The 24,159-nt window shown below is 52.4% G+C and carries 19 protein-coding genes; 9 read left to right on the top strand and 10 right to left on the bottom strand.

Going from position 1 to position 24,159, the window contains the following annotated elements; translation table 11 throughout:
* Positions 1 to 23: 23 nt before the first annotated feature.
* The 5 genes from ACQ4M4_RS03850 to ACQ4M4_RS03830 all read right to left on the bottom strand — a co-directional run bounded on the left by ACQ4M4_RS03850 (position 24) and on the right by ACQ4M4_RS03830 (position 3,900).
* Positions 24 to 1,034 carry a photosynthesis system II assembly factor Ycf48 gene (locus tag ACQ4M4_RS03850; RefSeq protein WP_430683144.1) on the bottom strand — a complete coding sequence of 337 codons (1,011 nt, stop codon included), beginning with the start codon at positions 1,032 to 1,034 and terminating at the stop codon, positions 24 to 26.
* An 83-nt stretch (positions 1,035 to 1,117) separates the two neighbouring features.
* Positions 1,118 to 1,453, bottom strand: a complete 336-nt coding sequence (locus ACQ4M4_RS03845) for a rubredoxin (RefSeq protein ID WP_430683143.1) — start codon at positions 1,451 to 1,453, stop codon at positions 1,118 to 1,120.
* A gap of 69 nt (positions 1,454 to 1,522) precedes the next feature.
* Positions 1,523 to 2,005 (bottom strand): signal peptidase II, encoded by a 483-nt coding sequence (gene lspA / locus ACQ4M4_RS03840; protein WP_430683142.1) that lies wholly within the window; start codon positions 2,003 to 2,005, stop codon positions 1,523 to 1,525.
* A 79-nt stretch (positions 2,006 to 2,084) separates the two neighbouring features.
* Positions 2,085 to 2,816, bottom strand: coding sequence for a biotin transporter BioY (locus tag ACQ4M4_RS03835; protein WP_430683141.1), 732 nt, complete (start codon positions 2,814 to 2,816; stop codon positions 2,085 to 2,087).
* 127 nt (positions 2,817 to 2,943) lie between these two features.
* On the bottom strand, positions 2,944 to 3,900 hold the full coding sequence (locus tag ACQ4M4_RS03830) for a ribonuclease Z (RefSeq protein WP_430683140.1): 957 nt from the start codon (positions 3,898 to 3,900) through the stop codon (positions 2,944 to 2,946).
* 688 nt (positions 3,901 to 4,588) lie between these two features.
* Here ACQ4M4_RS03830 and ACQ4M4_RS03825 point away from each other — a divergent pair.
* Positions 4,589 to 5,782: a SpoIID/LytB domain-containing protein gene (locus ACQ4M4_RS03825; protein WP_430683139.1), complete on the top strand. Its 1,194-nt coding sequence runs from the start codon at positions 4,589 to 4,591 to the stop codon at positions 5,780 to 5,782.
* Positions 5,783 to 6,078: 296 nt separating this feature from the next.
* On the opposite strand, the gene ACQ4M4_RS03820 is transcribed toward ACQ4M4_RS03825, so the two are convergent.
* On the bottom strand, positions 6,079 to 7,242 hold the full coding sequence (locus ACQ4M4_RS03820; protein ID WP_430683138.1) for a cysteine desulfurase family protein: 1,164 nt from the start codon (positions 7,240 to 7,242) through the stop codon (positions 6,079 to 6,081).
* A gap of 608 nt (positions 7,243 to 7,850) precedes the next feature.
* On the opposite strand from ACQ4M4_RS03820, the gene ACQ4M4_RS03815 reads away from it, so the two are divergent.
* Positions 7,851 to 10,967: a toll/interleukin-1 receptor domain-containing protein gene (locus ACQ4M4_RS03815; protein WP_430683137.1), complete on the top strand. Its 3,117-nt coding sequence runs from the start codon at positions 7,851 to 7,853 to the stop codon at positions 10,965 to 10,967.
* Positions 10,968 to 11,171: 204 nt separating this feature from the next.
* On the opposite strand, the gene ACQ4M4_RS03810 is transcribed toward ACQ4M4_RS03815, so the two are convergent.
* From ACQ4M4_RS03810 to ACQ4M4_RS03800, 3 genes are all read right to left on the bottom strand, one after another.
* Entirely contained in the window at positions 11,172 to 12,233 is a 1,062-nt protein-coding gene (locus tag ACQ4M4_RS03810; RefSeq protein WP_430683136.1) for an LOG family protein, read from the bottom strand.
* 110 nt (positions 12,234 to 12,343) lie between these two features.
* A complete protein-coding gene (trxA, locus tag ACQ4M4_RS03805) occupies positions 12,344 to 12,667 on the bottom strand; it encodes a thioredoxin (RefSeq protein ID WP_430683135.1) in 324 nt (107 codons plus the stop codon).
* 385 nt (positions 12,668 to 13,052) lie between these two features.
* The gene (locus ACQ4M4_RS03800; RefSeq protein WP_430683134.1) at positions 13,053 to 14,216 is read right to left on the bottom strand and encodes a GuaB3 family IMP dehydrogenase-related protein; all 1,164 of its coding nucleotides are present in this window, start codon (positions 14,214 to 14,216) and stop codon (positions 13,053 to 13,055) included.
* Between the two features lie 701 nt (positions 14,217 to 14,917).
* Between ACQ4M4_RS03800 and apcA the strand changes: the two genes are divergently transcribed.
* The 4 genes from apcA to ACQ4M4_RS03780 all read left to right on the top strand — a co-directional run bounded on the left by apcA (position 14,918) and on the right by ACQ4M4_RS03780 (position 18,196).
* Positions 14,918 to 15,403 (top strand): allophycocyanin subunit alpha, encoded by a 486-nt coding sequence (gene apcA / locus ACQ4M4_RS03795; protein ID WP_430683133.1) that lies wholly within the window; start codon positions 14,918 to 14,920, stop codon positions 15,401 to 15,403.
* A 67-nt stretch (positions 15,404 to 15,470) separates the two neighbouring features.
* The gene (apcB, locus tag ACQ4M4_RS03790; protein ID WP_430683132.1) at positions 15,471 to 15,956 is read left to right on the top strand and encodes an allophycocyanin subunit beta; all 486 of its coding nucleotides are present in this window, start codon (positions 15,471 to 15,473) and stop codon (positions 15,954 to 15,956) included.
* Between the two features lie 278 nt (positions 15,957 to 16,234).
* Positions 16,235 to 16,438 carry a phycobilisome linker polypeptide gene (locus ACQ4M4_RS03785; RefSeq protein ID WP_430683131.1) on the top strand — a complete coding sequence of 68 codons (204 nt, stop codon included), beginning with the start codon at positions 16,235 to 16,237 and terminating at the stop codon, positions 16,436 to 16,438.
* A 447-nt stretch (positions 16,439 to 16,885) separates the two neighbouring features.
* Entirely contained in the window at positions 16,886 to 18,196 is a 1,311-nt protein-coding gene (locus tag ACQ4M4_RS03780; protein ID WP_430683130.1) for an FtsW/RodA/SpoVE family cell cycle protein, read from the top strand.
* A gap of 85 nt (positions 18,197 to 18,281) precedes the next feature.
* Here the strand turns inward: ACQ4M4_RS03780 and ACQ4M4_RS03775 are convergent, their stop codons facing one another.
* Positions 18,282 to 19,091, bottom strand: a complete 810-nt coding sequence (locus tag ACQ4M4_RS03775; protein ID WP_430683129.1) for a DUF4230 domain-containing protein — start codon at positions 19,089 to 19,091, stop codon at positions 18,282 to 18,284.
* Positions 19,092 to 19,400: 309 nt separating this feature from the next.
* On the opposite strand from ACQ4M4_RS03775, the gene ACQ4M4_RS03770 reads away from it, so the two are divergent.
* From ACQ4M4_RS03770 to ACQ4M4_RS03760, 3 genes are all read left to right on the top strand, one after another.
* Positions 19,401 to 19,742 carry an NAD(P)H-quinone oxidoreductase subunit M gene (locus tag ACQ4M4_RS03770; protein ID WP_430683128.1) on the top strand — a complete coding sequence of 114 codons (342 nt, stop codon included), beginning with the start codon at positions 19,401 to 19,403 and terminating at the stop codon, positions 19,740 to 19,742.
* Between the two features lie 98 nt (positions 19,743 to 19,840).
* Positions 19,841 to 22,396, top strand: a complete 2,556-nt coding sequence (locus ACQ4M4_RS03765) for a PP2C family protein-serine/threonine phosphatase (protein ID WP_430683127.1) — start codon at positions 19,841 to 19,843, stop codon at positions 22,394 to 22,396.
* A gap of 85 nt (positions 22,397 to 22,481) precedes the next feature.
* The gene (locus ACQ4M4_RS03760; protein ID WP_430683126.1) at positions 22,482 to 24,092 is read left to right on the top strand and encodes a CHAT domain-containing protein; all 1,611 of its coding nucleotides are present in this window, start codon (positions 22,482 to 22,484) and stop codon (positions 24,090 to 24,092) included.
* Positions 24,093 to 24,159: the final 67 nt, after the last annotated feature.

Below are 24,159 nucleotides of genomic sequence, written 5' to 3'. Positions count from 1 at the left end.
AATTGCACAACCAACCCGCGCCGTTAAGCCGCATCAGAGCCGACATAACGCAGCAGCGTTCCACCTTGTCCCAAGATGAAGCCTTGCTCAGAATTCACAAAGACAATCTTGTAGAAGTTTGAAGGAGTATCCTCAACGGCCCGATCCTTTTGCCAGGAGGCACCCCCATCAGAGCTGTAGAGCAAGTTACCGCTACCGCCAGACACCCAAACCTCGTTCGGTGTGCGGTAAGCCAAATCAAGCAAGCCCCAGCTGGTCGAGAACTCTGGCGTTACGGGTTCAGTCCACTCGTCGGGGTTTTCTGGATTTTCAAACTGCACGAGGCCACCGCGAGCCAAAATCCACAGATGCCCATCGGGGCTAAAGCCCATACTCTGCAAACGCCGAGAGCTATTGCGATTATGCTGAACCCACGCTTCTTGTCCGGGTTCCCAGGTCGAATAAAAGTTACCCCGTGCAGACACTGCAACATAACGCCCATCAGGCGATCGCGCCAAATTTCTGACCACACCGACCGCCTGTTGCACCATAGCCTGCCAAGACTTGCCACCATCCCGAGTTTGGTAAATTGCACCAATATCGGTTGTCATTTCTGCGGCACTCGGCCCCAACGCCAAAACAGTGTTGGGCGAACCAGGAAGCTGATCACTTAAGGGAATGCGCGCCCAAGAGCGGCCACCATCGGTAGTATGCAGCAGAATGCTGGGCTGTCCAGCAATCCATCCTTCATCTCCCGAAAAGCTAACCGAGGTAAAGGTGTAGGGCTGAGCATCGTCGAGCGAAATGACGCGAGATTCCCAGGTTGCACCACCATCATTTGTCTCTAGCAGGGTGGTGTTTTTTCCCACTAGCCAGCCATGATTCGAATCTGCCGAGAAGGCAATGTCGGAAAGAGTTGCATCGGTAGGAAGCGGTACAACCTCCCAGGGATTGAAGCTAGTAGCAGGGAGAAATGCTTTTGTGCAACCGCTTGCAAAAAACACCGCAACCAAGATGACAACGATTCGCTTGAGTGAATTCAGAAATGTGTACATTCGCGTTTAATCAATGTGGCAATGTCAGCAGCGATCGCCTAAGCATTCCATAAATTACGAAAAATTAGGAAATCTTAGGCAACTTACTGTAAGCCGTACAGGCTTAAGAAAAATAGAACCCCCAGGGCCAACACCCCAAAGATTAGAAGATTCTTGCGACCGGGAGTCATGCTATTGAACCCAAAGCCATAGCCCAAGTTTTCCTTGAAGCCAGATGGGTTGCCAACAGGGCCAATGTTGCTAAATCGAGGCCGACGAGCGCCACAAACAGGGCATCGCCAATCCTCTGGCAATTCCTCAAATGGAGTCCCAGCCGGAATTTGGTTGGAATTGTCTCCTTTTTGAGGTTCGTAGACATAGCCACAGGCTGCACATTCGTACCGGTCTAGGACATTTGGTTCGACCGCTTCCGTACTCATCGCTGTAGGGCCAATAAAATTGATGAGAAATGATGTAAATGATTATGACATGTTCTGGGAATGGCGTATCTATTTGTTTCTGCCATTACCATTTGTTGGCGCAGGTCTGCGAAATGTTGCGATGAGCAGACATACAATTCCAACATTGATGAACACATCGGCAAAGTTGAAGATGGGGAAGTTAATGAGGCGAAAGTCTAAGAAATCGACGACTTCGCCCGCCATGAAACGATCGATACCGTTGCCAAGTGCGCCTGCCAAGATGAATCCGTAGCCATACTGCTCCCAACGGTTCAAGCCATTCACAAACACGGCCAGCGCGACCAATCCAGCGCTAACCGCCAGCGATAGCCAGCGTAACCATTCGCCGCTTTCGCTAAATAGGCTAAAGGCAGCTCCTTTGTTTGTGACAAATGTGAGATGAAACACGCCTGGCAGCAGCGGCAAACTGTCCATCAGTTCAAAGTTTTGAACGACGATGAATTTCGTGAGTTGATCAACAGCAAGCCCGGCGATCGCAGTCACCCACAGCAGGCGATTCCTTAAGTTCATAAATGCAACAGACCATTACACGATGGAGGTTGGGGCGAGCGGAGTCGAGCGTACACCCATCCCGTATGGGACAACTCATCTAGTAAAACATGAGATGCCGCATGATGAACGAAATGACCGTGACTGCACACACAATGGTGAGTTGCCCAGGAATGGGGTTGATGGAGTAAGCTTGCACCAAACTCCAAAGCGGTTGAACTGGAGCTTGCAGCCATTTGAACGAGTGTGCGATCGCCAAGTAGGCTAGGCCAATCCCATGCACCGTCAGCAATCCAGCTAAGCAGCTAAACGCTAAAGACTCCAACCTGGGCCGCATCCGAAACGCCAACACACCACAAACCCAAGCCGCTGGCACAAATCCCAATAGATACCCAAACCCCGGACGGTAAATATAAGACAGGCCACCCCCCTGAGAAAAAATGTTAAGCCATAGCAGCCCCAGCATCAGGTAAGCAATTTGAGCCATGGCTGCTGCATTTTTGCCCCCAACACACGCAATTAGCAACACAGCGCCAATCTGGTAGCTGACGCCCAGTGAGTGAGCCTGCAACCCGCTCTGAGCCCAAGCCCATGGAGGGTTCATCACAAATGCCTCAAGAAATGTGCCGCCAATGGTGAGCACAAGACCAACCAACGCCCACAACAAATCAGTAGAGGCAATCATGGGAGCACGACGCAATCGAAAGTGAGATGGGAAATGATGAGGTGGCAATGGAAATGAAAGAGGAGGAATGGGCCAAGTCATGAGTTGTCGCAACCGGGCGATCGCTCCAGCCAGAGACACCCAACGATAACGCAAAACGAGAAACATTTAGCCGATCGCGTAATACTCCCTTTGCAATTTTTTGGTTTGGGATTTGCAATCCTTGGAGCAAGCTCGTCTTGGTTCTGCGGCTTTGTGACTAGGCCGGGAGGGCGATCGCCCACTGCGGTTCAACTCACGATGCCGAGGCAAACGCCTCAACAGCACGTCGCGAAATTTCATGGGTATAAAAGTCGTGCGCCATTACAGTATTGGGGAAAATTGCTTGCGCCTCCTTCAGCAAATCCGCAAACTCGATTGCATTTCCAGGAGCATAGCGAGGACTAAAGTGGGTCATGATCAGCTTTTTCACCCCTGCATTTAATGCAACTTGGGCAGCCATGGTTGAGGTAGAGTGCAGCCGCTGGTAAGCCAGCTCCGCATCTTGATGGGCAAAGGTTGCCTCATGCACCAACACATCCGCATTGCGTGCCAGCTCCACCGCATTGTCGCAATAAATGGTGTCCGTACAATACACAAAGCTACGGCCAATCTGAGTTTCTCCACACAGGTCAGCCCCATTAATCACGCGACCATCGGGTAAGGTCACCACTTCCATGCGCTTTAGGCGACCATACAGCGGTCCAGACGGAATTCCCATCTGCATAGCCTGCTCCACATTAAAGCGTCCGGGCTTATCTTTTTCAGAAATGCGATAGCCGAACGCAGGGACCCGATGAGTCAGCGGCGTGCAATGAACTGAAAATTCGCTGTCTTCGAAGACTAATCCCGGTTGCACCGTATGCACTTTGACCGGATAGGAAAAGTGGGTTTGCGAGTAGCGACCACATGCCCGCAAATATTCTTCTAGCTTGGGTGGGCCGTAGATATCGATTCGGGATGGGTTGCCAGCCAAGCCACAACTCGCCAACAAACCCATGAGCCCATACACATGATCGCCATGCATATGGGTTACAAAGATGCGGGTGATTTGGCTAATCTTGACATCGCTGCGCAAAATTTGATGCTGAGTGCCTTCGCCACAGTCAAACAGCCAAACTTCGGCTCGCTGAGGCAGCCGCACCGCAATGCTAGACACGTTGCGCGATCGCGTTGGCACCCCCGAACTTGTTCCCAAAAACGTAATCTGCAAGATGAGTTATCCACGTCTTGTTCACCACTCCCATATGGTGCCACACGACGCGAATCAACCGCAGCGCTTTCCCCGTCATCCGGTTCAATATGACTTCACATCCCACCCTACCCCAAGGCACATCTCGGTATGCGTGATGTGGAAGATTAGGACGAGGCCAATTAGCAGACCCACCTTGGAACAAAAGGGAACGCGATCGCTGTCATCAACTTTCAGCTCAACCAAATCCCAACATCAAAATTCAATTCAACAGAAATAAACGACAATCGATTGGTTGAACTTCTGGCTGAAACCTCATCCTTAAGGTCTCCCACTCCCAAAACATTCAAAACTCCAGCTCCCGTAACCAGCATCCATCCATCCAAACCAAAATGGTGCGATGTTCTGTCCCCTTGGCGATCGCCCATGATGACCATTGGAGAGAGGTGCGATCGCACCTTTTCCTAGATCAAGCATCAGATAAAGCACTTAAACTTCAGAGTCGTTTTATAAAGACTCTGCGATCTCGCCGGATGACAAGTAACCACAACAGAAGGAGTATATTAATTTAAGTTTTGTGTGAGTTTCTGTTGAACGTTTACTGGTTTTACACACCAGCTCAGTCCGCGAATGAGCCCGCGCATGTCTCCAGGTTTCGAAAGGCATCGCATTTCCAAAACCCTCTATTAGCAGGTCATGTGAGGTACGAGTGAGTATCCCCTTCAGCAATTCCAACTTCGTCAGCACCATGCAAAAGCTGGTTCAACAGAGCAAGCGCTCCTGGTGGCTAACCTTCTTGTTTTGGTTCATCGCATTGGCACCCGCCCAAGCAGCAGAACAACTCATCCTCCGCGTTGCTATTGAAGAGAATGTGAGCCAAGTCCAGGTCGGCAGCTCATCAAATGCCCTTCTCAAAAACGCAGATGGGCAAGTCCTCACCGAGCTAGAGAGCGGCGGATTTGAAGCATCGGCGGCAAATGGCCAAGTTGCCATTGGTCAGTGGCAAGAAGACGGAATCTGGATTGAACCCAAAACTGCCGATGGATTCGTGTGGATTGGCGACAAATGGTACCGGGGTCGTGTCTTTGTGGTGCCCACCAGCGGTGGCCTCACCGCAGTCAACTACGTGGATCTAGAGGAATACCTATACAGCGTTGTGGCAAGTGAAGTACCCACCAGCTGGCCATTAGAATCGCTCAAGGCCCAGGCGGTAGCGGCTCGCTCCTACGCCCTGTATCAACGGCAAAGCAGCGCCAACACCGTTTTTGATGTGGGAGATACAACCCGTTGGCAGGTTTACAAAGGCATTGAAGTTGAAACAGCGAGCACCCAGGCCGCTGTACAAGAAACCCGCGGACAAGTGCTAACCCACAACGGGCAAATCATCAACGCAGTATTTCACTCATCATCGGGCGGACATACCGAGAATGTAGAGGATGTGTGGGTCAGCCCACTGCCTTATCTACGGGCAGTGCCTGACTATGACCAAAATGCACCCGTCTTTCAATGGAACGAATCTTTCTCTGCTGAGCAAATGCGAGCCCGCATTACTGGAGTTGGCAATATTATTGCCTTTGAGCCAGAGCGACTCACTCCCCGAGGTCGTGTTGTGTCCATGCGGATAATTGGAGACGAAGGCGAACGCCGACTGAGTGGAGATGAGATTCGCCGTGCCTTGAACCTTCGTAGCTCGCTGTTTACGGTTCAGCCGCAAAGTGGGCAGGTCGCCAGTGCGAATGGTGCCGCACCTTCAGGCTTTGTGGTGACCGGTGGGGGCTTTGGCCATGGAATCGGCATGAGCCAATATGGAGCCTTTGGAATGGCTTCTCAAGGGGCCGATTATCGCCAAATTTTGGCTCACTATTACCAGGGCTCAACCCTAGCTCGCATGCGAGTAGAGTAGTCATCCTGTCTACAGTTCTGTAGGCGAAATCAGAACGAACAACGCGATGTCGGCCGCACACTCTGTACGGCCGACATCGTGTTTAGCCTAAATTTGATTTTCCCCTAGCTCCAGATGGGTAGGGCTAGAGTAACGTCAGTTTCGGTTAAGGGCTTTTCTGAAGTTTGCGCGGCGCGCAAACTTCAGAAAAGCCCATTTTTGCGTGCGCAACGCGCACGCAAAAATGGGCACTTCAGCTTATCCAAAACTCAGGTTAGAGTAGGGCGACATCACAGAGGCTGTTTCGCCTGACCGAGTTAAACGGACAGAAGGCAAGTTGATGATAGGCGAGCCAACACTTGCTTGAGCACGGTTGCAGCCCAATCAACATCATCGGCGGTGGTATGGTGGCCCAGAGTAAGGCGGATGCCGCCGGTTGCGAGGCGATCGCCCAGTCCCATAGCAAGTAGAGTTGGGCTAGGCACCGTTTTGCCGCTATTACAGGCAGAACCAGAGCTAATGCCAATTCCAGCCATATTCATATGGCGCACCAGCGTTTTGCCCGTGAACTGTTGACCATCGCAGCAGCGCAAGCAAAAACTGACGTGATGAGGCAAGCGATGCACGCGATCGCCCGTGACAATAAGCTCTGGGACATCGGCCAGTTGCTCAAACAAGCGATCGCGCAACAGCCGCAGCCGCTCAGATTCGGTCACCAGCTCTTGGGCGGCCAGTTCCGCCGCAATGCCAAATCCAGCGATCGCCGGAACCGCCTGAGTCCCTGACCGCAACCGTTGCTCTTGGCCGCCTCCTTCCAACAGCGATCGCAGCTTGACCCCAGGCCGAACATACAACGCGCCTGCCCCCTGCGGCCCATATAGCTTGTGGCTAGACAGCGACAGCAAATCCACTGGCAACTGCTGCATGGTTAGGGGTAAACGGCCTGCAACCTGCACCGCATCGGTATGAAACAAAATATGATGCTCCCGGGCGATCGCCCCCAAGTCCTCAATGGGTTGCACTGTTCCCACCTCGCTCTGGCCATAAATCACCGAAATGAGCACCGTATTTGCCTGAATGGCGCGCTGCAAATCCATCGGGTCAACTCGACCTGTCGCATCAACCGCCAACCGAGTCACCTGCCATCCCAGTTCTTGCAGCCACTTGGCAGGCTCTGAAACCGCCGAGTGCTCAACGCTTGAAATAATAAGATGCTGAGGCTGGCGATACAGCCGCGCCACGCCCATGATCGCCAAGTTATCCGCCTCGGTTCCACCCGATGTAAAGATGATTGATTCCGGCTCAGCCTGAATCAATGACGCAACCTGCGATCGCGCCCGCTCCACAGCGATCGCCGCTCGCTCACCCCACTGATGTAAGCTCGATGGATTGCCCCATTGCTGCACCATGACCTCCTGCATCAAGGCGATCGCTTCGGCCCGTGGTGGAGTCGTGGCACTGTAGTCCAAATAAATTTGCATAATTCCATTCTGAAGCCCCATCCCAGCATAGAACGTTCATATCCGTTTGGCATGAACCCTACGTCGCGGCACTTCAAATTGTTGTTCACCCCTTCCAGGAGACCCCATCCATCAAAACTGTTGGAAATCCAAGCCCGTTCTATCACATTGCATCTCAGCGAATTCATCCTGCCAAGAACTTGTTGAGAGGTGGTATTGTGCTCGCACATTCCGTTTTTACTGGGCTGACATCTCCCATCTCATCAGACGACTAATCGGCCATTCATCCGCTGATAACAGTTCATCAGCCTTTCGTAAAAAACGTCAGCTCTAAATAAGCCAAAATACTTATCTTTGCGATCGCAATGTGCCCACAAAAATGAGCTTTTCGGAGGGTCATCCAGCGCGTAACCCTTAAAAAGCCCTTAACCAAAACTGACCGTTAAAACGTTGTTGCAGAAAAATTCACCTTCTGATACTGGGCTGTAACGACAGAGGATGTAACATACAAGTCAATACTGAGTAGCCTTCGCTCAGGACTCCATCTAGGGTGCATCGCGTGAACGCATTAAACATAGTATTGAACCCACTTAGGCATGAGCCAATTCGATGAGGGGGGAGTAAATACAATGACCCAATCATCGGAATCAGTTGCTCAGGGTGAGCAAAATATTACTGGACTTCAGATTGCTGACCTCATTTATTTACCCGAGGCCGAGCAACGTGTCATTAAATGGATGATGCGGCGCAAGTCGGTCGGTCTGACCGAGGTGGCCAACCATGCCAAGTTGACCGAAGCAGAAGCCCTTGCGCTGATGCAGCAAATGCTGGAAAAAAAGTATGTGCGCTGTGAGCCACAGCCTGATGGCTCACAACTCTACTGCCTTCGGCTCGCACACAAGTCTCATCGCCAAATGCCCACTGACATTTGGCAAATTCTTAACGAGCCCAGCCAAACGGCCAATGTCTTTATTTCCTACTCTCGCCGCAATAAAGCCTTTGTCAAAACTCTGGCCAACACGCTAAAAAAGCGAGGGCGCGAAGTTTGGGTTGATTGGGATAGCATCCCCTTTGGAACCGATTGGTGGGAAGAAATTAAGCGCGGCATCGAAGTTGCAGACACCTTCATTATGGTGCTGAGCCCTGACTCTGTTGCTTCAGAGGTGTGCGGTCGCGAGCTAGAGCATGCGATTCAGCACAACAAGCGGCTCCTCCCGCTAGTGTGTCAAGATGTACAGCCGCAGGATGTACACGCTGAGCTTTCAAAAATTAATTGGGTTTTTCTGCGTCCCACGGATGATTTTGACATTGGGCTACGTCAGCTACTCAATGCGCTAGATATAGACTTGCCCTATGTGCGAACCCATACTCGGCTGCTGGTCCGAGCCAATGAGTGGCATAACAAGCAGCGTGATGAAAGTTTGCTGCTGCGGGGTAGCGAACTGGAAGATGCTCGTCGCTGGCTGGCACAAAGTTGTAGCAAGCAGCCTCAAATTTTGCAGTTACAAAAGGAGTACATCTGGGCTTCCAGTAATGCAGAGCTAGGGCGGCAGCAGGCAACCCTTGAAGAAGAGATGCGATCGCAGCGTTTGCGGCAAGCTTGGTTACGTTTAGCCGCCATTGCAACCAGCTTTGCCGTGATTCTGGGCTTGGGTTCATTTGGGCTGTATCGCCAAGCAGAACACCATCGACAAGGAGCCGAAACGCTGCGCGCCACCGCCGAACGACAGCGCATTGCGGCCCTCGCCGAAGCCTCCAACGCACTGTTCAAATCCGATCAACGGTTTGAGGCGCTGCTTGAAGCAGTAGAAGCGGGCGTTTTGTTCCAGCAAGCGAGTTGGGCTAAACAAGAAATCGGCCTCCAGCAGCAGGTAACCGACGTGCTGCGTCAAGCCCTCTTTTGGCTTCAAGAAACAAATCATCTAGACGGGCATTTGGGCAGGGTATGGGATACCGCTTTTAGCCCGGATGGTCGTTTCATTGCATCTGCCAGTGCCGACCGAACCGTTCGGCTGTGGGATGTGGACGGGCGGCTGCGGACAACCCTAAATCACGAAACGACTCCCATTAGGGCACTCAGCGTTGCCCCCGATGGCCAAACCGTTGTAACTGCGGGAGAGGACGGCACCGTCTGGCTGTGGGCAGTTCGAGGAGACCTGATTCGTAAGTTTGACGCCCATCCTGGCGTGATTCATCGAATTCGGTTTACCCCCGATGGCAACGGGCTGGTTACTGCTGGGGCCGACGGCACACTCAAGATCTGGCAACTCCATGGAACCCTCGTCACAACACAGATGGCCCATCAAGGCAGCGTGAAGGATCTCCACATTCGCCCAGATGGACAACAGATCGTTTCGGCTGGCGAAGATGGCATGGTTCGGCTCTGGTCGAGCAGCGGACAGGCCGTGCATGCGTTTCCTGTCCCATCTGCGGCCCTGACCAGTGTGCAATTTAGCCCCGATGGGCAACGGTTGCTATTGGGTGAAGCCAATGGTACGGTGCAGCTTTGGAATGTGGATGGCACGTTCATCTATTCGCTGGCGGCTCATGAGACTCCTGTACATGATGTGGAGTTTCACCCGGATGGTCAGTCGTTTGCGACTAGTAGTGCCGACCATACCATTCATCGCTGGCGGCTCGATGGGACCCCCATGGGTACCCTAGTTGGCCATACGGCTTCGGTCACTCGCTTGAGTTTTAGCCCCGATGGCAAGCAGCTTGTTTCGGGTGGGAGCGATCGCTCTGTGCGAGTTTGGCAATTAGAGCAAACGTTTGTGCCCGTCTTGCAGGCGAGCCGAGCCCCATTTCAGGCATTAGTCTACATAGCCGATAGTCAGCAATTGATCACAGCAAGCAGCGATCGCATTCTACGATTTTGGGATGCGCGCGGAACATTCATCCGTCAACTGGATACCCTACCGTCTCTTGTTCAAGCTGTGAGTGCAGACCCAGCTGGCAATTTTTGGGTAACGGGTAGCCAAGATGGAACTTTCTCCATTTGGCAACCGGATGGAATCCTCATTCGCCAAGTAACGGCCCACTCCGCCCCGATTACCGCGATCGCCATTCATCCCCGTCAGCCTATCCTCGCATCGGCCAGCTTAGATGGTTCCGTTACCCTATGGTCCATTGAAACCGGAGAAACGTTGCGCACGATTGAGGCGCATTCGGGCGGTGTCCTTAGCCTTGCCTTTAGCCCCGATGGGCGATCGCTCGTATCTAGCGGACGCGACCAATCTGCCATGCTTTGGAGTATGGATGGCCAGCTGCACCACACCTTACGGGGGCATTATGGCTGGGTGCATAGCGTCACCTTTAGCCCAGATGGTCAAACAATAGCGACTGCAAGCGAAGACAATCTTGTGAAGCTTTGGGCTCCAGATGGTCGTTTATTGCACACCCTGACTGGACATACAGACCAAGTCAATCACGTGCAGTTTCACAGCAATGGTCAGGTAGTCGCAACCGCTAGCCAGGATGGTACCGTCAAGCTTTGGAGTACGAATGGGGAATTGATGACCACGTTGCGAGGCCATACCGCTGGGGTAAACACGCTGCAATTTAACGAAGATGGCTCACAACTGGCGACAGCAGGAGCGGATCAGCGTGTGATTTTGTGGGATACCGCAAACTTGTATGACTTAGATCGGCTCTTGGCTCAAGGATGCGATCGCCTCAATCACTACCTCACCACCAACCTCCAGCTCACACCCGAAGAGCGCCAGCTCTGCCAAGGCCTGCCATAACGTCATCAGGGCTTACCCGTGGATGTTGTGAATGGGGTGCGAAGCGCCCTATCCACAACATCCACACCTAGGTCGAATGGGCTGGCGTCAGTTCTAGTCATGTAGGTTGAACGATCAGCCTGCATCCGTGTCAGAAAAACCGACTGAAGCCAGCATGAAGATTCCTAATTTGCACACTCACGATGGCTTAAAACGAGAATCACCTTACTTTTGTTCTGGGTGAGTTGTTTCAGGCGTATCCGCTTCCAACAACTTATTAATGACCCGAATCATTTGGTACAGCAGGCCTAAATCTCGCTGGTTAAACTCTAGTACCAAGCGAGGCAAGTGAGCAATCTCAGGCTCATTCTCCTGTGGCAGGGCCTTACTCTTCACAATTCGGCCTTGCACCAGCATTTCGCTAAAGTTATCGTTCAAGTACTCCAAATCGGCATCCGACAAATCGCAGTTCAGCCGAAGCACCAACTGTTTACCCACATAGCGGCTAGAGTGATACACCCGGTAAAAGCTGGCGATCGCCTCACAAGCAACATCCACCCGATCAGTAATCGTATACAAGTTCAGATCAGCCGAGTGAATCAAGCCTTGCTTAAGCAGCTGTCCACGAATATACGCCTCCCAGGTTTGCCAATAGTCACCACCCGGCGCATCCACCAACACCAGCGGCACCAGAGCCGACTTCCCCGTTTGCATCAGCGTCAAACACTCAAACGCCTCATCCAGCGTGCCAAACCCACCCGGAAATAGCGCTAGCGCATCACTTTCCCGCAAAAAGAACAATTTGCGCGTAAAAAAGTATTTAAAGTTGACCAGCTTTCGCTCATCTTCAATAAACGGGTTCGAACCCTGCTCAAACGGTAGCCGAATGTTCAAGCCAAAGGATTGTCCTGGGCCGGCTCCCTCGTTGCCAGCCTGCATCACTCCAGGGCCACCGCCCGTAATCACCATAAACCCTTGCTGCGTCACGCACCGGGCAAAGTCTACCGCCATTTGATAAACCTTTTCGGTAGGCGCAATTCGAGCCGAGCCAAAAATTGAAATCTTACGAACATGGCGATAAGGATAAAACATCCGAAACGCCTGCTCCATATCCTGCAACGCGGAGCCCAAAATCTTCCAATCCAGCCGATCGGCCTCCACCTCAGCCATTTGCACCAGCGTCATCAATGCTTGCTGAATTAGCGCTCCATGCTTCATGTTGGGCAGCTCATCCAAAAGTGCACTGACTTCGGTTCGTAAAGACTCAAGCGAAGAAGAATTGACCACTATCACCGCTCCGATCTAGCAAAACCATTCTAAGTGATTCAAGAGCAATAGAAAAAGCCTTGATCGATTGCAACAATCAAGGCTCTTATGCAGTAAGACCCATGGAAGGCCTATAGATGCTTTTCAAGCGTGCTAGCTAGGGTCGACTTGGGAACAGCACCAACAACCATGTCAACTCGCTGACCACCCTTAAAAATCATGAGCGTTGGGATGCTTCGAATCCCATACTGACTAGCGATACTCGGATTCTCGTCCGTATTAACTTTAACAACTTTAACCTGACCTACATACTGGTCGGCGATCTCGTCTACAACAGGTGCCACCATCCGACAAGGGCCACACCAAGGAGCCCAAAAGTCAACCAGAACTGGAACGTCGCTTTCCAAAACTTCTTGCTTAAAGGTAGAATCCGTAACCGACAAGGCTGCTGACATGCCTCAAAATCCTTACCGTACATTGTTCCTAGCAATCTTACCACAGCCAAAACACCGCTTGCGTTGACCGCATTGTTTAGAAACTCAAGATGAGCAGAAATTCTTGTTCATCCAGGCTCGTCAGGAATAGAGGCATCAGTATTTTCAGCCTCTAGGCCATAGCTTGCGATCTGTTTAAAGTATTGTTGACTTGGCCGGACTGAATTTAGAAGGCTGGGGATAAATGAAGAACCGCCTGAACAAAGTCCAGGCGGAGTGTGGTGTGAGGAGTGAACGGAAACTTACGTCTCCGCTTCTCTCTTATTGTAAAGGACTAAAATTAGTTTTCGAGGGAAAGGCTGTCAAGCGACGGAAAATTTATCACACCGTAACTTGACAGTCCATCCTACTTACCCATGCCTAACTGTTGAGCTTTTTGGTAGACCTTCCCTTCGGTGAGCAAGGATGGAGCAACAATCACTTCAACCTGCTGCATTTCGCGAATATCCTTTGCCCCCAAGGTGCCCATGCTGGTTTGCAGAGCGCCCAAGAAGTTGTGAGTACCATCGTCGAGCTTTGCAGGGCCTTTCAAGATTTCTTGTAACGTCCCTGTGGTGCCCACCCGAATGCGAGTTCCCCGGGGCAGAACCGGACTAGGGGTAGCCATACCCCAGTGATATCCACGTCCAGGAGCCTCGGCAGCTCTGGCAAATGGAGAACCAATCATCACCGCGTCTGCACCGCAGGCAATACATTTGCAAATGTCTCCTCCCGTGACCAAGCCTCCATCGGCAATGATGGGCACGTAGGTTCCTGTTTCTTGGTAAAACTCATCGCGGGCAGCCGCACAATCAGCGACGGCAGTTGCCTGCGGCACACCCACACCTAGCACACCCCGAGAGGTACAGGCTGCACCAGGACCAATGCCAACCAGAATACCAGCGGCTCCTGCTTTCATGAGGTTGAGTGTAACTTCATAGGTCACGCAGTTGCCCAAAATGACGGGAATGGGCATGCGCTGACAAAACTCCGCCAGATCAAGGGGCGATATCGCTTCGGGGGAAAGGTGAGCAGTAGAGACAACAGTAGCTTGCACAAAGAACAGATCGGCTCCTGCCTTGGCTACCGTCTCACCAAAGCGCGCAGCACCTGCCGGAGTGGCGCTTACAGCTGCAATACCGCCTTGGCTCTTAATTTCTTGAACGCGGCGCTCAATCAGCTCTGGCTTGATGGGCTCTGCATAGAGCTGCTGCATCAAGGGCACAAATTCGTGTTTATCTACAGAGGCGATCTTATCCAGAATTGGATTCGGATCTTCATAGCGAGTCTGAATTCCCTCAAGGTTCAGAACTCCCAAAGCTCCCATTTGAGACAACAAGACAGCCATGCGAACATCGACCACGCCATCCATGGCACTGGCGATAATCGGAATTTCGCGCTTCACGCCGCCAATTTCCCACGAGGTATCTGCCAATGATGGATCAAGGGTACGCTGTCCAGGAACGAGCGCAATTTCATCAATCCCGTATGCTCTGCGGGCAGCTTTGCCCCTGCCAATTTGAATGTTCACGCTTCTACGTTGTTAAGACCCAATAAAGTTAGACTATCAAATTCATGACATCTCTGTAACATCTGGAACAGAAGATTCGTCATTCGTTTGGCATGTGACCATCGACCCCTGACTGAAAAGGAGATTCTGCCGTTATTTCGTCCAACTCAGTCCAAGCATTTGGCGTAAGGGCGATCGCCATCTCATCACAATTCCCAATCTTTCCCAAAACGAAGATAAGGACCAAGACTGGCCTCGTTGATATTTTGCAATTTGCAACTTTATGCCAAACTATCGAGTTCATGCTTGAGCAGCTTCAGTTTTTTGGGCGATCGCACCACATCCATACCGAACGAAACTGCATCAATTACGCATACGCAACATCTAGCCGCAAAAATTGATGAACTAGTGTGTTGGCCTTCTCAAACCAAAGCTCTATCCCCATCCCAAGATGAGTTTCAAGGTTACGAAATGTTACACCTAAACTAAGAATGGCTGCACAATGCCGCAGAATATTTGCGGAAGGTAGCTGAGCCACAATACTCATGTGCCATTAGTAACGTCACCGTTTCTAGGGGTACTGCTCAGAGTTTCTGGTTCTCACAGCTAGCTGTGAGCCTGTTATTCTGTCTCAAAAGCTCTGGCTAGCGGCTCAGCGTTCGAATCCGAATGCCAGTTTTAAGTACATCTGGTTACATTTTGCTTTTTGGAGGAATCCATCGATGAGTATTGTCACGAAGTCAATCGTGAATGCCGATGCTGAGGCTCGCTATCTCAGCCCAGGTGAATTGGATCGCATCAAGAGCTTCGTTACCTCTGGTGAGCGCCGTCTGCGGATTGCTCAAATCCTGACCGACTCTCGCGAGCGGATCGTGAAGCAAGCTGGCGACCAACTGTTCCAAAAGCGCCCTGACGTTGTTTCTCCTGGCGGCAACGCATACGGTGAAGAAATGACGGCTACCTGCCTGCGCGACCTCGACTATTACCTCCGCCTCGTGACCTACGGTGTGGTTGCTGGTGACATCACCCCCATCGAAGAAATCGGAATCGTTGGCGTACGTGAAATGTACAAGTCTCTGGGCACCCCCATTGAAGGCGTTGCAGAAGGTGTACGCGCCATGAAGAGCGTTGCGACCTCTCTCATGTCTGGAGAAGACGCTGCTGAAGCAGGCTCCTACTTTGACTACGTGATCGGTGCGATGCAGTAAGGTCGAATCCTAATTCGCCTCAATGCTCGTTTAACGGATTAAAGATCGATTTTAAGGAAGCAAGACCATGCAAGACGCAATTACTGCCGTTATTAACGCTTCGGACGTTCAGGGTAAGTACTTGGATTCCGCAGCTCTCGACAAGCTCAAGGGCTACTTCTCCACTGGTGAACTGCGCGTTCGTGCAGCAACCAGCATTGGTGCAAACTCTGCTGCCATCGTAAAAGAAGCTGTGGCCAAGTCCCTGCTATACTCTGATATCACCCGTCCCGGCGGCAACATGTACACCACCCGTCGTTATGCAGCTTGCATTCGCGACTTGGATTATTACCTCCGCTATGCAACCTATGCTATGTTGGCAGGCGATCCTTCCATTCTGGATGAGCGCGTGCTGAATGGTTTGAAAGAAACCTACAACTCGCTGGGTGTGCCCATTGCAGCTACCGTTCAAGCCATCCAAGCCATGAAAGAAGTGACCGCCAGCTTGGTGGGCGCTGATGCTGGCAAGGAAATGGGCGTTTACTTCGACTATATTTCTTCTGGTTTGAGCTAGGCTACGTGTTGATTGAGTAGGTAACAGTGGCCGTTGTGACCTTTGTTACTTAGCGTTCGATACGATTTTTGACTGGGAAGCCTGGAGTAAGCTTCAGATGGTTGTTTGGTGATGCACCGATCTTCATGAAGTGATTCACTAAGTTTCGATTTGAGATTTACTTTAGGTTCCCAGCTTTTGATATTTCCTTTGTGTTGATTGAGCAAGGAAAAAACCTTTTTTCGAAGGTCTTCACGATTTTTTGTATATTGCTTCCCGTCCTGTCAGGAGAGTAACCCATGCGGATGTTCAAGATTACGGCCTGTGTACCAAGCCAAACCCGTATTCGCACTCAGCGTGAGCTGCAAAACACCTTCTTCACGAAGCTTGTTCCATACGACAGCTGGTTTCGTGAGCAGCAGCGTATTCAAAAGATGGGTGGCAAGATTGTAAAGGTGGAATTGGCAACCGGGAAGCCCGGAGCAAACGCTGGCCTCCTGTAGGCTTATCGCTTCAATGCGTGAACTGCTTGACGTTATTTAGGGACAGTTTACGAATACAAGTGAGCGGATTAGACGTCTTTATAAGATTTACGATTCGGAAGAGGCAAAATTGCCTCTTCTTTGCTTTTTAAAGGTCGTAGAGCATGAGCACAAAGCACATCTGTCATGGGGCGGTGAGGTTGTGTTTTCCAGGTTTAAAGCAGCATCAGGCGGTGAGTAGGGGCAGTTAATAGAAGCGGTGAGCAGGAGTTGGTTTCGGCTCTGATGATTTTATGAAATCGTGAAGCCAGATATTCAGATTTGCGCTTAAATGAGGAACTTACGTTAGTGTTGAGGCACGTTTAGGTAGCTAGGGTGATGGCTGCTTTGAAGCTGAGGAAACTTTAAATGGGCATTGGGTGATGTTATACACATGTGCGGAATAGATATGTGCGGATGCACAACGCGATGCTTGACCGTTTCCAAAAGCGATCGCCACAAGTTTCCACAATTATTCATTCTAGAAAAGCTAGTGCTGTGAAAGTTCGCGACTTGTTCCCGTTATTGGACAGTTCCGCGCGGGACTGGGTATTTGAAGCTCGACTGCTGCGATGGCTAACTTTTTTATGGCTATTTGTGGGGTTAGTGGCTTTATTTTCAGCCTCCTATGCGATCGCCGATGCCGACTTTGGCGATGGACTCTACTACGTCGAGCGGCAGTTGCTGTGGATGCTCGCCGGGTTAGTCTGCTTTAGCATTTTGGTGAACTCACCCCTGAAGTTTATTTTGGGAGTTTCAGACTGGCTGATGTTGCTAGTGCTGGGGCTCATTTTGCTAACCCTGGTGCCAGGATTGGGAACAACCGTCAACGGGGCCACTCGATGGTTGGCCATTGGCCCCCTCCCTATCTTGCAGCCCTCGGAGCTGATCAAACCGTTTTTGGTATTGCAGAGTGCACGCGTATTTGGCCATTGGACACGGCTGCGGCCAGAGACTCGCCTCACCTGGCTAGGAATTTTTACACTGTTACTCGTCAGCATTTTGTTGCAGCCCAACCTAAGCACCGCCGCACTGTGCGGCATGTTGCTGTGGCTCATGGCACTGGCATCGGGCATTCCCCTCACGCAATTGGGAGGGACCGCCCTAGCAGGGTTGCTCGCAGCCCTGATTAGTGTAGGGCTGCGCGAGTACCAACGGGCACGAATTATGTCTTTTTTGAATCCGTGGGCTGACCCTACAGAAAATGGCTACCAACTCATCCAAAGCTTGTTAGCCGTAGGTTCGGGTGGTGTGTTTGGACAAGGCTTTGGCATGTCGCAGCAAAAGCTGTTCTATTTGCCGATTCAATTCACCGACTTTATCTTTTCGGTGTTTGCCGAAGAATTTGGATTGGTTGGGGGTGTGCTGTTGTTAACGCTGTTGATCGCGTTTGCCGCAGTGGGGTTGCGGGTAGCATTGAAGGCACAGCAAGGGGTACACCAACTGGTGGCAATTGGAGTGGTTACGCTATTGGTGGGGCAGTCGTTGCTCAACATTGGGGTCGCCACTGGGGCGCTGCCAACCACAGGCTTACCCCTTCCTATGTTTAGCTATGGCGGCAGTTCTATGATTGCCAGCCTGGTTTCGGCGGCTTTGCTGATTCGGGTGGCGAGGGAAAGTGCCGGAACCAATAAGGTGTTACCGTTGCGCGATCGCACAATTCCTACCCGTACGGCTCAACGCAATGCCCTTCCGCCCGCTCGCCCAAACAAACAAAGGGGCGATCGCTCTCCCATTTAACCTCAGTTTTGGATACGCCGAAGCCCATGTTGATATGTGCAATACGCATATCAGCATGGGCTTTCACTAACGGGATGGAGAATCCCTAACCCAAGCCCGGTTCCGCTGCGTTTGGAACGCTTGGCTGGGGATTGGGTGGAGATTCGAGAGAAGCGGGTAATTCAATCAGACCCGGAGGCCCAGGTTCGGCAGTATTCGTACACTCTGCCGACTGAGACGGGTTTGCTTCAACCACAACGTTAGCCTGACCTGCGGTTGTCAAAAGTTGTCGTACGGCCAATTCGGCCCGCTGATTTGCCTGCTGTAAGATGCCATCGGCACAGGCCGCTTGTACCACCGTTGCTAAAGTTTGCTGTTGGGCAAGCTGGTGCAGTTCGGGAGCGACATCTGGCCCCAACCCCAAAAAGCCCCGATCGTAGTCATAAACTCGCGAGCGGTTGACATCAATTTTGCTATCCAAAATTTTGGCGGCCGGCAGCCGCAGCACTAGGCGATCGCCCACACGCTCAACATCATTGCGAGTGAGCTGAGCCAAATCTACCCCGGCACGGACTTCGCCATGAGCAATGTACAGCAGCGTTGTTGTGCCAATGGTATAGCCAGCCAGGGTGCGATCGCGCTTAGCAGGAACAACCGCCTGCATGGTATACACTGCGGTCGTTAGCTCGCTCGCTCCCCGCACCTGTTGAATGATCAAAGCTTGAATATCGACCTCAGGTTTGGGCTGGGCCAAAATAACCATTTGTCCCAACCGCACCCAAAACGTTTCGCCACCTTGCCATAACCCCACCCCAACGGCCAGTCCCGCCGTCATGAACCCACCCATCGCCAAAAGCGAAACCTTACGCAAAAAGTTTGCGACTGGAGTGTTGCGATTAGAGTCCAGGCTAGTCATGGGAAAAATCCACCAGGCACATGCAAGGTTAACAGCATTCCATCCCCAGAGTAGCGCGATCGCCCACCCAACCGCTTCCAGTGTCGACTCGCAAAATTCTGGAGTTCACGATTCCAACCAACGTACCCAAAACTAAGCGGATGCTCAGCACCTCAAGGCTAGCTCTATCGTACGAACTGGCGTACTAGAGTCGCTACAGTCATTCTCATCATATCTATCAAGATTCCCCATACTCGGCGCGCATTTGGTTTCCGCAAAACTTGTAGAATAGCCATAAATGCCTAGCAAGAGTGAGCTTAAGCTATGTCCATGTACAAGTCCACAACGCGCCATATTCGGGTGTTTGCCGCCACAATTGAAGACAACGAATTGGTTCCCAGCACTAGCCAGCTCACACTGGACATTGACCCCGACAACGAGCTGAACTGGACAGATGATGCCATTCAGTTGGTCTATCGAAAGTTTGAAGCGTTGGTTGACGCCTACGAAGGGGCAGAATTGGCCGATTACACCATTCGCCGGATTGGCTCAGACTTGGAACACTATGTGCGATCGCTCCTACAAGAAGGCGTGGTGAGCTACAACCTACAGGCTCGGGTGCGCAATTTCAGCCTGGGTATGCCTCGTACCTCCGAAGATATCAACGTCTAGCTTTCGCTTCTGTCCGGTTGAGCGATTCTAATTTTGAAGGTCTAAGCTATTCTGATAAAGCCGCTATTCATATTTTTGGCGTGCCAATAGCTTGACAGATGCTGTATTGCCCCAACCACACGTGCCAAACCCTCAATGCTGAGACCAGTCGCGTTTGCCAGTCGTGCCAAACCGTGTTGCCTAAGCGTTATCTGTGGGGCATTGGGGACGGCGTTGCAGCGGCCACACCGGGCGCGTTGTTGGGCAATCGTTATCTTTGCAAGGGCGATGGCATCTTTTTAGATACGATGCCGGGCTACTATCCAGGGGCATCAGCAGAAATTCTGTCAGACGCATTTCTGCCCTACCTTAGATTGGTGCCCTACCGGCTGCATGTTCCCCAAATTTATGACATTACCGCAACAGAATCGCCCAAGGGTCCCCTATCCATTGTGTTGCTAGAACATGGGGCGCTGTGGGTTGAGCCGCAGCCCCAGGGCGATGCCACATCCGACCATTCTCTATGGGTTCAACCTTTGCCCGCGATCGCGGATTTGTGGTCTACGGCATCCCCCCTGCGTCAGCTCAATTGGCTTTGGCAATTAGCCCACCTTTGGCAGCCATTTAGCTTGGAGCGCGTGGCCTCTACCCTACTTAAACCAGACCTTGTTCGGGTTGAGGACTCGCTGATTCGGCTGCTGCAGCTAGAAATGGATTCTAGCCAAACGGCACCAAATTTGGCCGATTTGGGCCAGGTGTGGCAGCAATGGCTACCCGGGGCTCGGCCTGAAATTGCGCCCTTGCTTCAGCAAACCATACAAGCGCTGCGCCTTGGACAAATTTCGAGCGCTGAGCAGCTGATTGCACAGCTCGACCAGCACATGGATGCGGTGACTCTGGGCTTAGCTCAAAAGGTGGCGATCGCGACTGCCACCGACCAAGGGCCTAGCCGTTCTCGAAATGAAGATGCCTGTTCTCCTGACAGCGGCACGGTCGAAACCTATGAGCTTCTAACACCAGATGCCAAGCTGCCGTTGGTGATTGTGTGCGATGGAATTGGGGGGCACGAAGGAGGCAATGTGGCCTCTCATCTAGCGATCGCCGCCTTTCAGCAGCAAATGCAACCCCTTCCCATTCAAAGCCTAAGTCCTACGGCCCTGTTTCAAGCGCTAGAGTCGGCTACAGGCGTTGCGAATGATCAAATTAGCCAGCGCAACGACAGCGAACAACGCCATGATCGCAAACGCATGGGCACCACCCTGGTGATGAGCCTCGTGCGCAACCATGAGCTGTACCTTACCCATGTTGGCGATAGCCGTGCTTACTGGATTACCCGTCGGGGCTGCCATCAAATCACATTGGATGACGACGTTGCAACTCGCGAAGTTCGCTTGGGCTATAGCTTCTATCGCGAAGCCCTGCAGCATCCCAGTTCGGGATCGTTGGTACAGGCATTGGGCATGGGCAGCTCAAACCTGTTGCACCCAACGGTGCAGCGATTTGTATTGGATGATGACGGCATTGTGCTGCTGTGCTCGGATGGGCTTAGCGACAACGATCGCGTCGAAGAATATTGGGATACCGAAATTTTGCCCCTCTTGGATGGCAAAACGGATATTGCGACCGTTTGCCAGCGGTTGGTCAATCTAGCCAATACTCAAAATGGCCACGACAATGTGACGATTGGTTTGCTGCATTATCAGGTTTCCCATTTGTCTGAATCTCAGCCGTGGCCTCAAGCTGCCAAAACCAGCAATCAACCGCCCATCCAAGCATGGCCCCAGCCCACAGCTCCATCGATCCCGGCTCCAGCAGAAATTGCCGTTGCCACGCCAACGAGCCCTCCGCAAGGGAGGACACAACAGGTTGCTCCCCGCTCTACAGCAGCTTCGGTGCGATCGCCCCAGTCTCGTATTCTGCCAGGATTGCTGACCTTGCTTGCCGTTGTCGGGCTAGGCGGGTTGCTGATATACGGCCTGTTGCAAAACCAAACGGGTTGGCTGGCCGAACGATTGGGGCGATCGCCTGAACCTAGCCCCACACCAACCCCTTCTCCCTCCACCCCAGCCCTACAGCCCGGTGTACTCATTGAAATTGGGCGCACCGCCACCGAGCCATTGGTTCTACTTAGCCAACCCACAAACGGGGTACCTGCGGTTCCCAACGGTTCTACAAATCTTGGTGAAGCAACAAATGTCACTGGATCTACCGCGACTCCAGCCGCAACACCCGCTCCCGCTCCCGCTGCCTCTAGCGTCGAGCCGACAGCCACCGCCTCTTTGGTGATTCCACCCGGCAGCGTTTTGCAATTGGTCAACCAACAGGGAGCCAGCCCCGATCGCTGGTTACAGGTTAGGGTTTGCTCTGTTGGCACCGATGCTCAACCTGCCGTTGGGCAACCACCTGATGCCAACGGATCGGGCAACGTCACCCCGCCACCCTCTACTGAAACGGCCTCTACGACTCCACTCACCCAGGCGATCGCCCCGACAAATGAACCGCTCGTCATCGTCCAAACCGGACAAGTTGGGTGGGTGGCCGAACCCAACATCGCCCCTCTATGGCGCTTTAACCTCACCCTCACCCCCGAGCAGCAAGGGGTTTGCGCCACTGCCCCCATCCCCTCCGAGGCACCCCCCAGTTCTGCGAGTCCCGCCGCGCAACCTCTCGGTTAGCAAGACCCTGTAAAGGAGATCGGGATACCAGATAGACTAAATAGACAGGTTTGTTTCACGCACCCATCAGCAGCCGTTCCTTTGCATGTCTGACCATCCCTACCCCTGCTTAAGACTGGCTATCGATCGATTAACGGTTACTGCAGAACCAGGCCATTTTGCGATTTGGGTATTGGATGCACCGCTTCAAGCGGGGTATGTGCATCACGATTGCGTGTGGAATCAGGATTTAACCGATGCCTGGAATGCATGGCAAGAAATGTTTTCGCTACAGCCCGTCGTCAGCAGCACTCCCGTTCAGCCGTTAATTTTGGCATCGAGTGGAGAGCAGGGCACCCCAACGAGCTACACGGCACGGTTGATGCAGCATTTGGGAGTGAGCTTATGGCAATGGCTGTTTGATGGCCCCATTTTAAGTAGTTACGAACAAAGCCGAGGCGTAGCGCGAGGCCAAAACAAATCGCTACGGCTCCGACTAGAAGTGCGCCACCCCGACCTGATTTCCCTACCATGGGAAATTATGCAGCCCCAGGCTGGGATGCAAGCCATTGGGCTCAGCCAAAGTTTGCTGTTTAGCCGCACGACCAATGAAGTGGAATCGCTAGGCGAACAGCGAGACGAGCATGCGCTCAAAATCTTGCTGGTGCAAGGGGTCGATAGTCAAATTGACAGCACCCTGCCTTCGAGTGAATTTGCGCTCAAGCTGCATCAAGAAGCAGAGGCGATCGCTCAGGTGTTGCGCAATGCAAGTGACTCCAAGATTAGCAACAGCTTTTTGCCGCCAGTGCCCTGCGAGGTCAACGTGTTGGTGCAGCCCACCCCTGCCGACCTCACCGCCCATTTAGAAACCAAGCACTATAACGTGTTGTTCTACTCTGGCCATGGCATGCCAGGGCCAGATGGCGGCATGCTATATCTGCGGCCCGATGCCACGCTCAACGGCACTGAGCTGGCTCAAGTGCTCAAGCGCTGTCAGGTGCGCTTGGCCGTGTTTAACGCGTGCTGGGGAGCCCAACCCCATGCCCAAGACCAGCAGCCAATGCCCCGCAGCAGCCTCGCCGAGGTTCTGATTCACCATGGCGTGCCTGCGGTGTTGGGCATGCGCGATGTGATTGCCGACCACGAAGCCCATAGTTTTATCGAAATGCTAGCCAAGGCGCTGCTGGAGCGATCGCCCATTGATGAGGCCGTCGCCATTGCCCGTCAGCATTTACTAACGTTGTATCGCTTCAACAACGTGGCATGGACGCTGCCAGTCCTTTATATGCATCCCGAATTTAATGGAGAACTGGTTAAACCGTTGACAGACGGAGTGACCGAAATCCCAGAAAATCCCTCTAGCTGGATGGACCCGCAAGTGCCTCCAGCCATGTTGCGATCGGTGGATGCACCGGGCCAGGTCTGGCGCGTTTATGGCGGAATGATGCGCATTGGTAGCTTGGATGGCAATGATCTCGTTTTGCGCGGGTCTGGGGTTTCTCGCCGTCACGCCGAGATTTTCTATCGGGACTCGATGCAAGGCTCCAACACGTCTGGCTATTTTTTGCGGGATGATTCTCGCTATGGCACGTTGCTCTTAGGTACCGATAACCGCTGGTATCGAGTTCACAAACAGGAGGTTCCCCTGCTGTCCCCGACGAGGCTATGTTTTGGCGTTCACAAAGTGGAGTTTTGGCTGGATAACGCGACTGGATAAGGGGTAGCAGCGATCGCCCAAATCCCCAGCCCTGCTTTTTTTGCTGGTTAATACCAAATCATAGCTA

Origin of the sequence: Leptolyngbya sp. AN02str (assembly GCF_050565595.1) — a bacterium.
Lineage (GTDB): Bacteria > Cyanobacteriota > Cyanobacteriia > Elainellales > Elainellaceae > Kaiparowitsia.
Note: the sequence above shows the minus strand (reverse complement) of the source record. Positions and strands in the feature narration are given on the sequence as shown.

What these genes read in the sequence shown, in the direction of transcription:
- ACQ4M4_RS03850 (WP_430683144.1), bottom strand. Translation starts at nt 1,034, where the DNA reads ATGTACACATTTCTGAATTCACTCAAGCGAATCGTTGTCATCTTGGTT.
- ACQ4M4_RS03845 (WP_430683143.1), bottom strand. Translation starts at nt 1,453, where the DNA reads ATGAGTACGGAAGCGGTCGAACCAAATGTCCTAGACCGGTACGAATGT.
- lspA (WP_430683142.1), bottom strand. Translation starts at nt 2,005, where the DNA reads ATGAACTTAAGGAATCGCCTGCTGTGGGTGACTGCGATCGCCGGGCTT.
- ACQ4M4_RS03835 (WP_430683141.1), bottom strand. Translation starts at nt 2,816, where the DNA reads ATGTTTCTCGTTTTGCGTTATCGTTGGGTGTCTCTGGCTGGAGCGATC.
- ACQ4M4_RS03820 (WP_430683138.1), bottom strand. Translation starts at nt 7,242, where the DNA reads ATGCAAATTTATTTGGACTACAGTGCCACGACTCCACCACGGGCCGAA.
- ACQ4M4_RS03815 (WP_430683137.1), top strand. Translation starts at nt 7,851, where the DNA reads ATGACCCAATCATCGGAATCAGTTGCTCAGGGTGAGCAAAATATTACT.
- trxA (WP_430683135.1), bottom strand. Translation starts at nt 12,667, where the DNA reads ATGTCAGCAGCCTTGTCGGTTACGGATTCTACCTTTAAGCAAGAAGTT.
- apcA (WP_430683133.1), top strand. Translation starts at nt 14,918, where the DNA reads ATGAGTATTGTCACGAAGTCAATCGTGAATGCCGATGCTGAGGCTCGC.
- apcB (WP_430683132.1), top strand. Translation starts at nt 15,471, where the DNA reads ATGCAAGACGCAATTACTGCCGTTATTAACGCTTCGGACGTTCAGGGT.
- ACQ4M4_RS03785 (WP_430683131.1), top strand. Translation starts at nt 16,235, where the DNA reads ATGCGGATGTTCAAGATTACGGCCTGTGTACCAAGCCAAACCCGTATT.
- ACQ4M4_RS03780 (WP_430683130.1), top strand. Translation starts at nt 16,886, where the DNA reads ATGCTTGACCGTTTCCAAAAGCGATCGCCACAAGTTTCCACAATTATT.
- ACQ4M4_RS03775 (WP_430683129.1), bottom strand. Translation starts at nt 19,091, where the DNA reads ATGACTAGCCTGGACTCTAATCGCAACACTCCAGTCGCAAACTTTTTG.
- ACQ4M4_RS03770 (WP_430683128.1), top strand. Translation starts at nt 19,401, where the DNA reads ATGTACAAGTCCACAACGCGCCATATTCGGGTGTTTGCCGCCACAATT.
- ACQ4M4_RS03765 (WP_430683127.1), top strand. Translation starts at nt 19,841, where the DNA reads ATGCTGTATTGCCCCAACCACACGTGCCAAACCCTCAATGCTGAGACC.
- ACQ4M4_RS03760 (WP_430683126.1), top strand. Translation starts at nt 22,482, where the DNA reads ATGTCTGACCATCCCTACCCCTGCTTAAGACTGGCTATCGATCGATTA.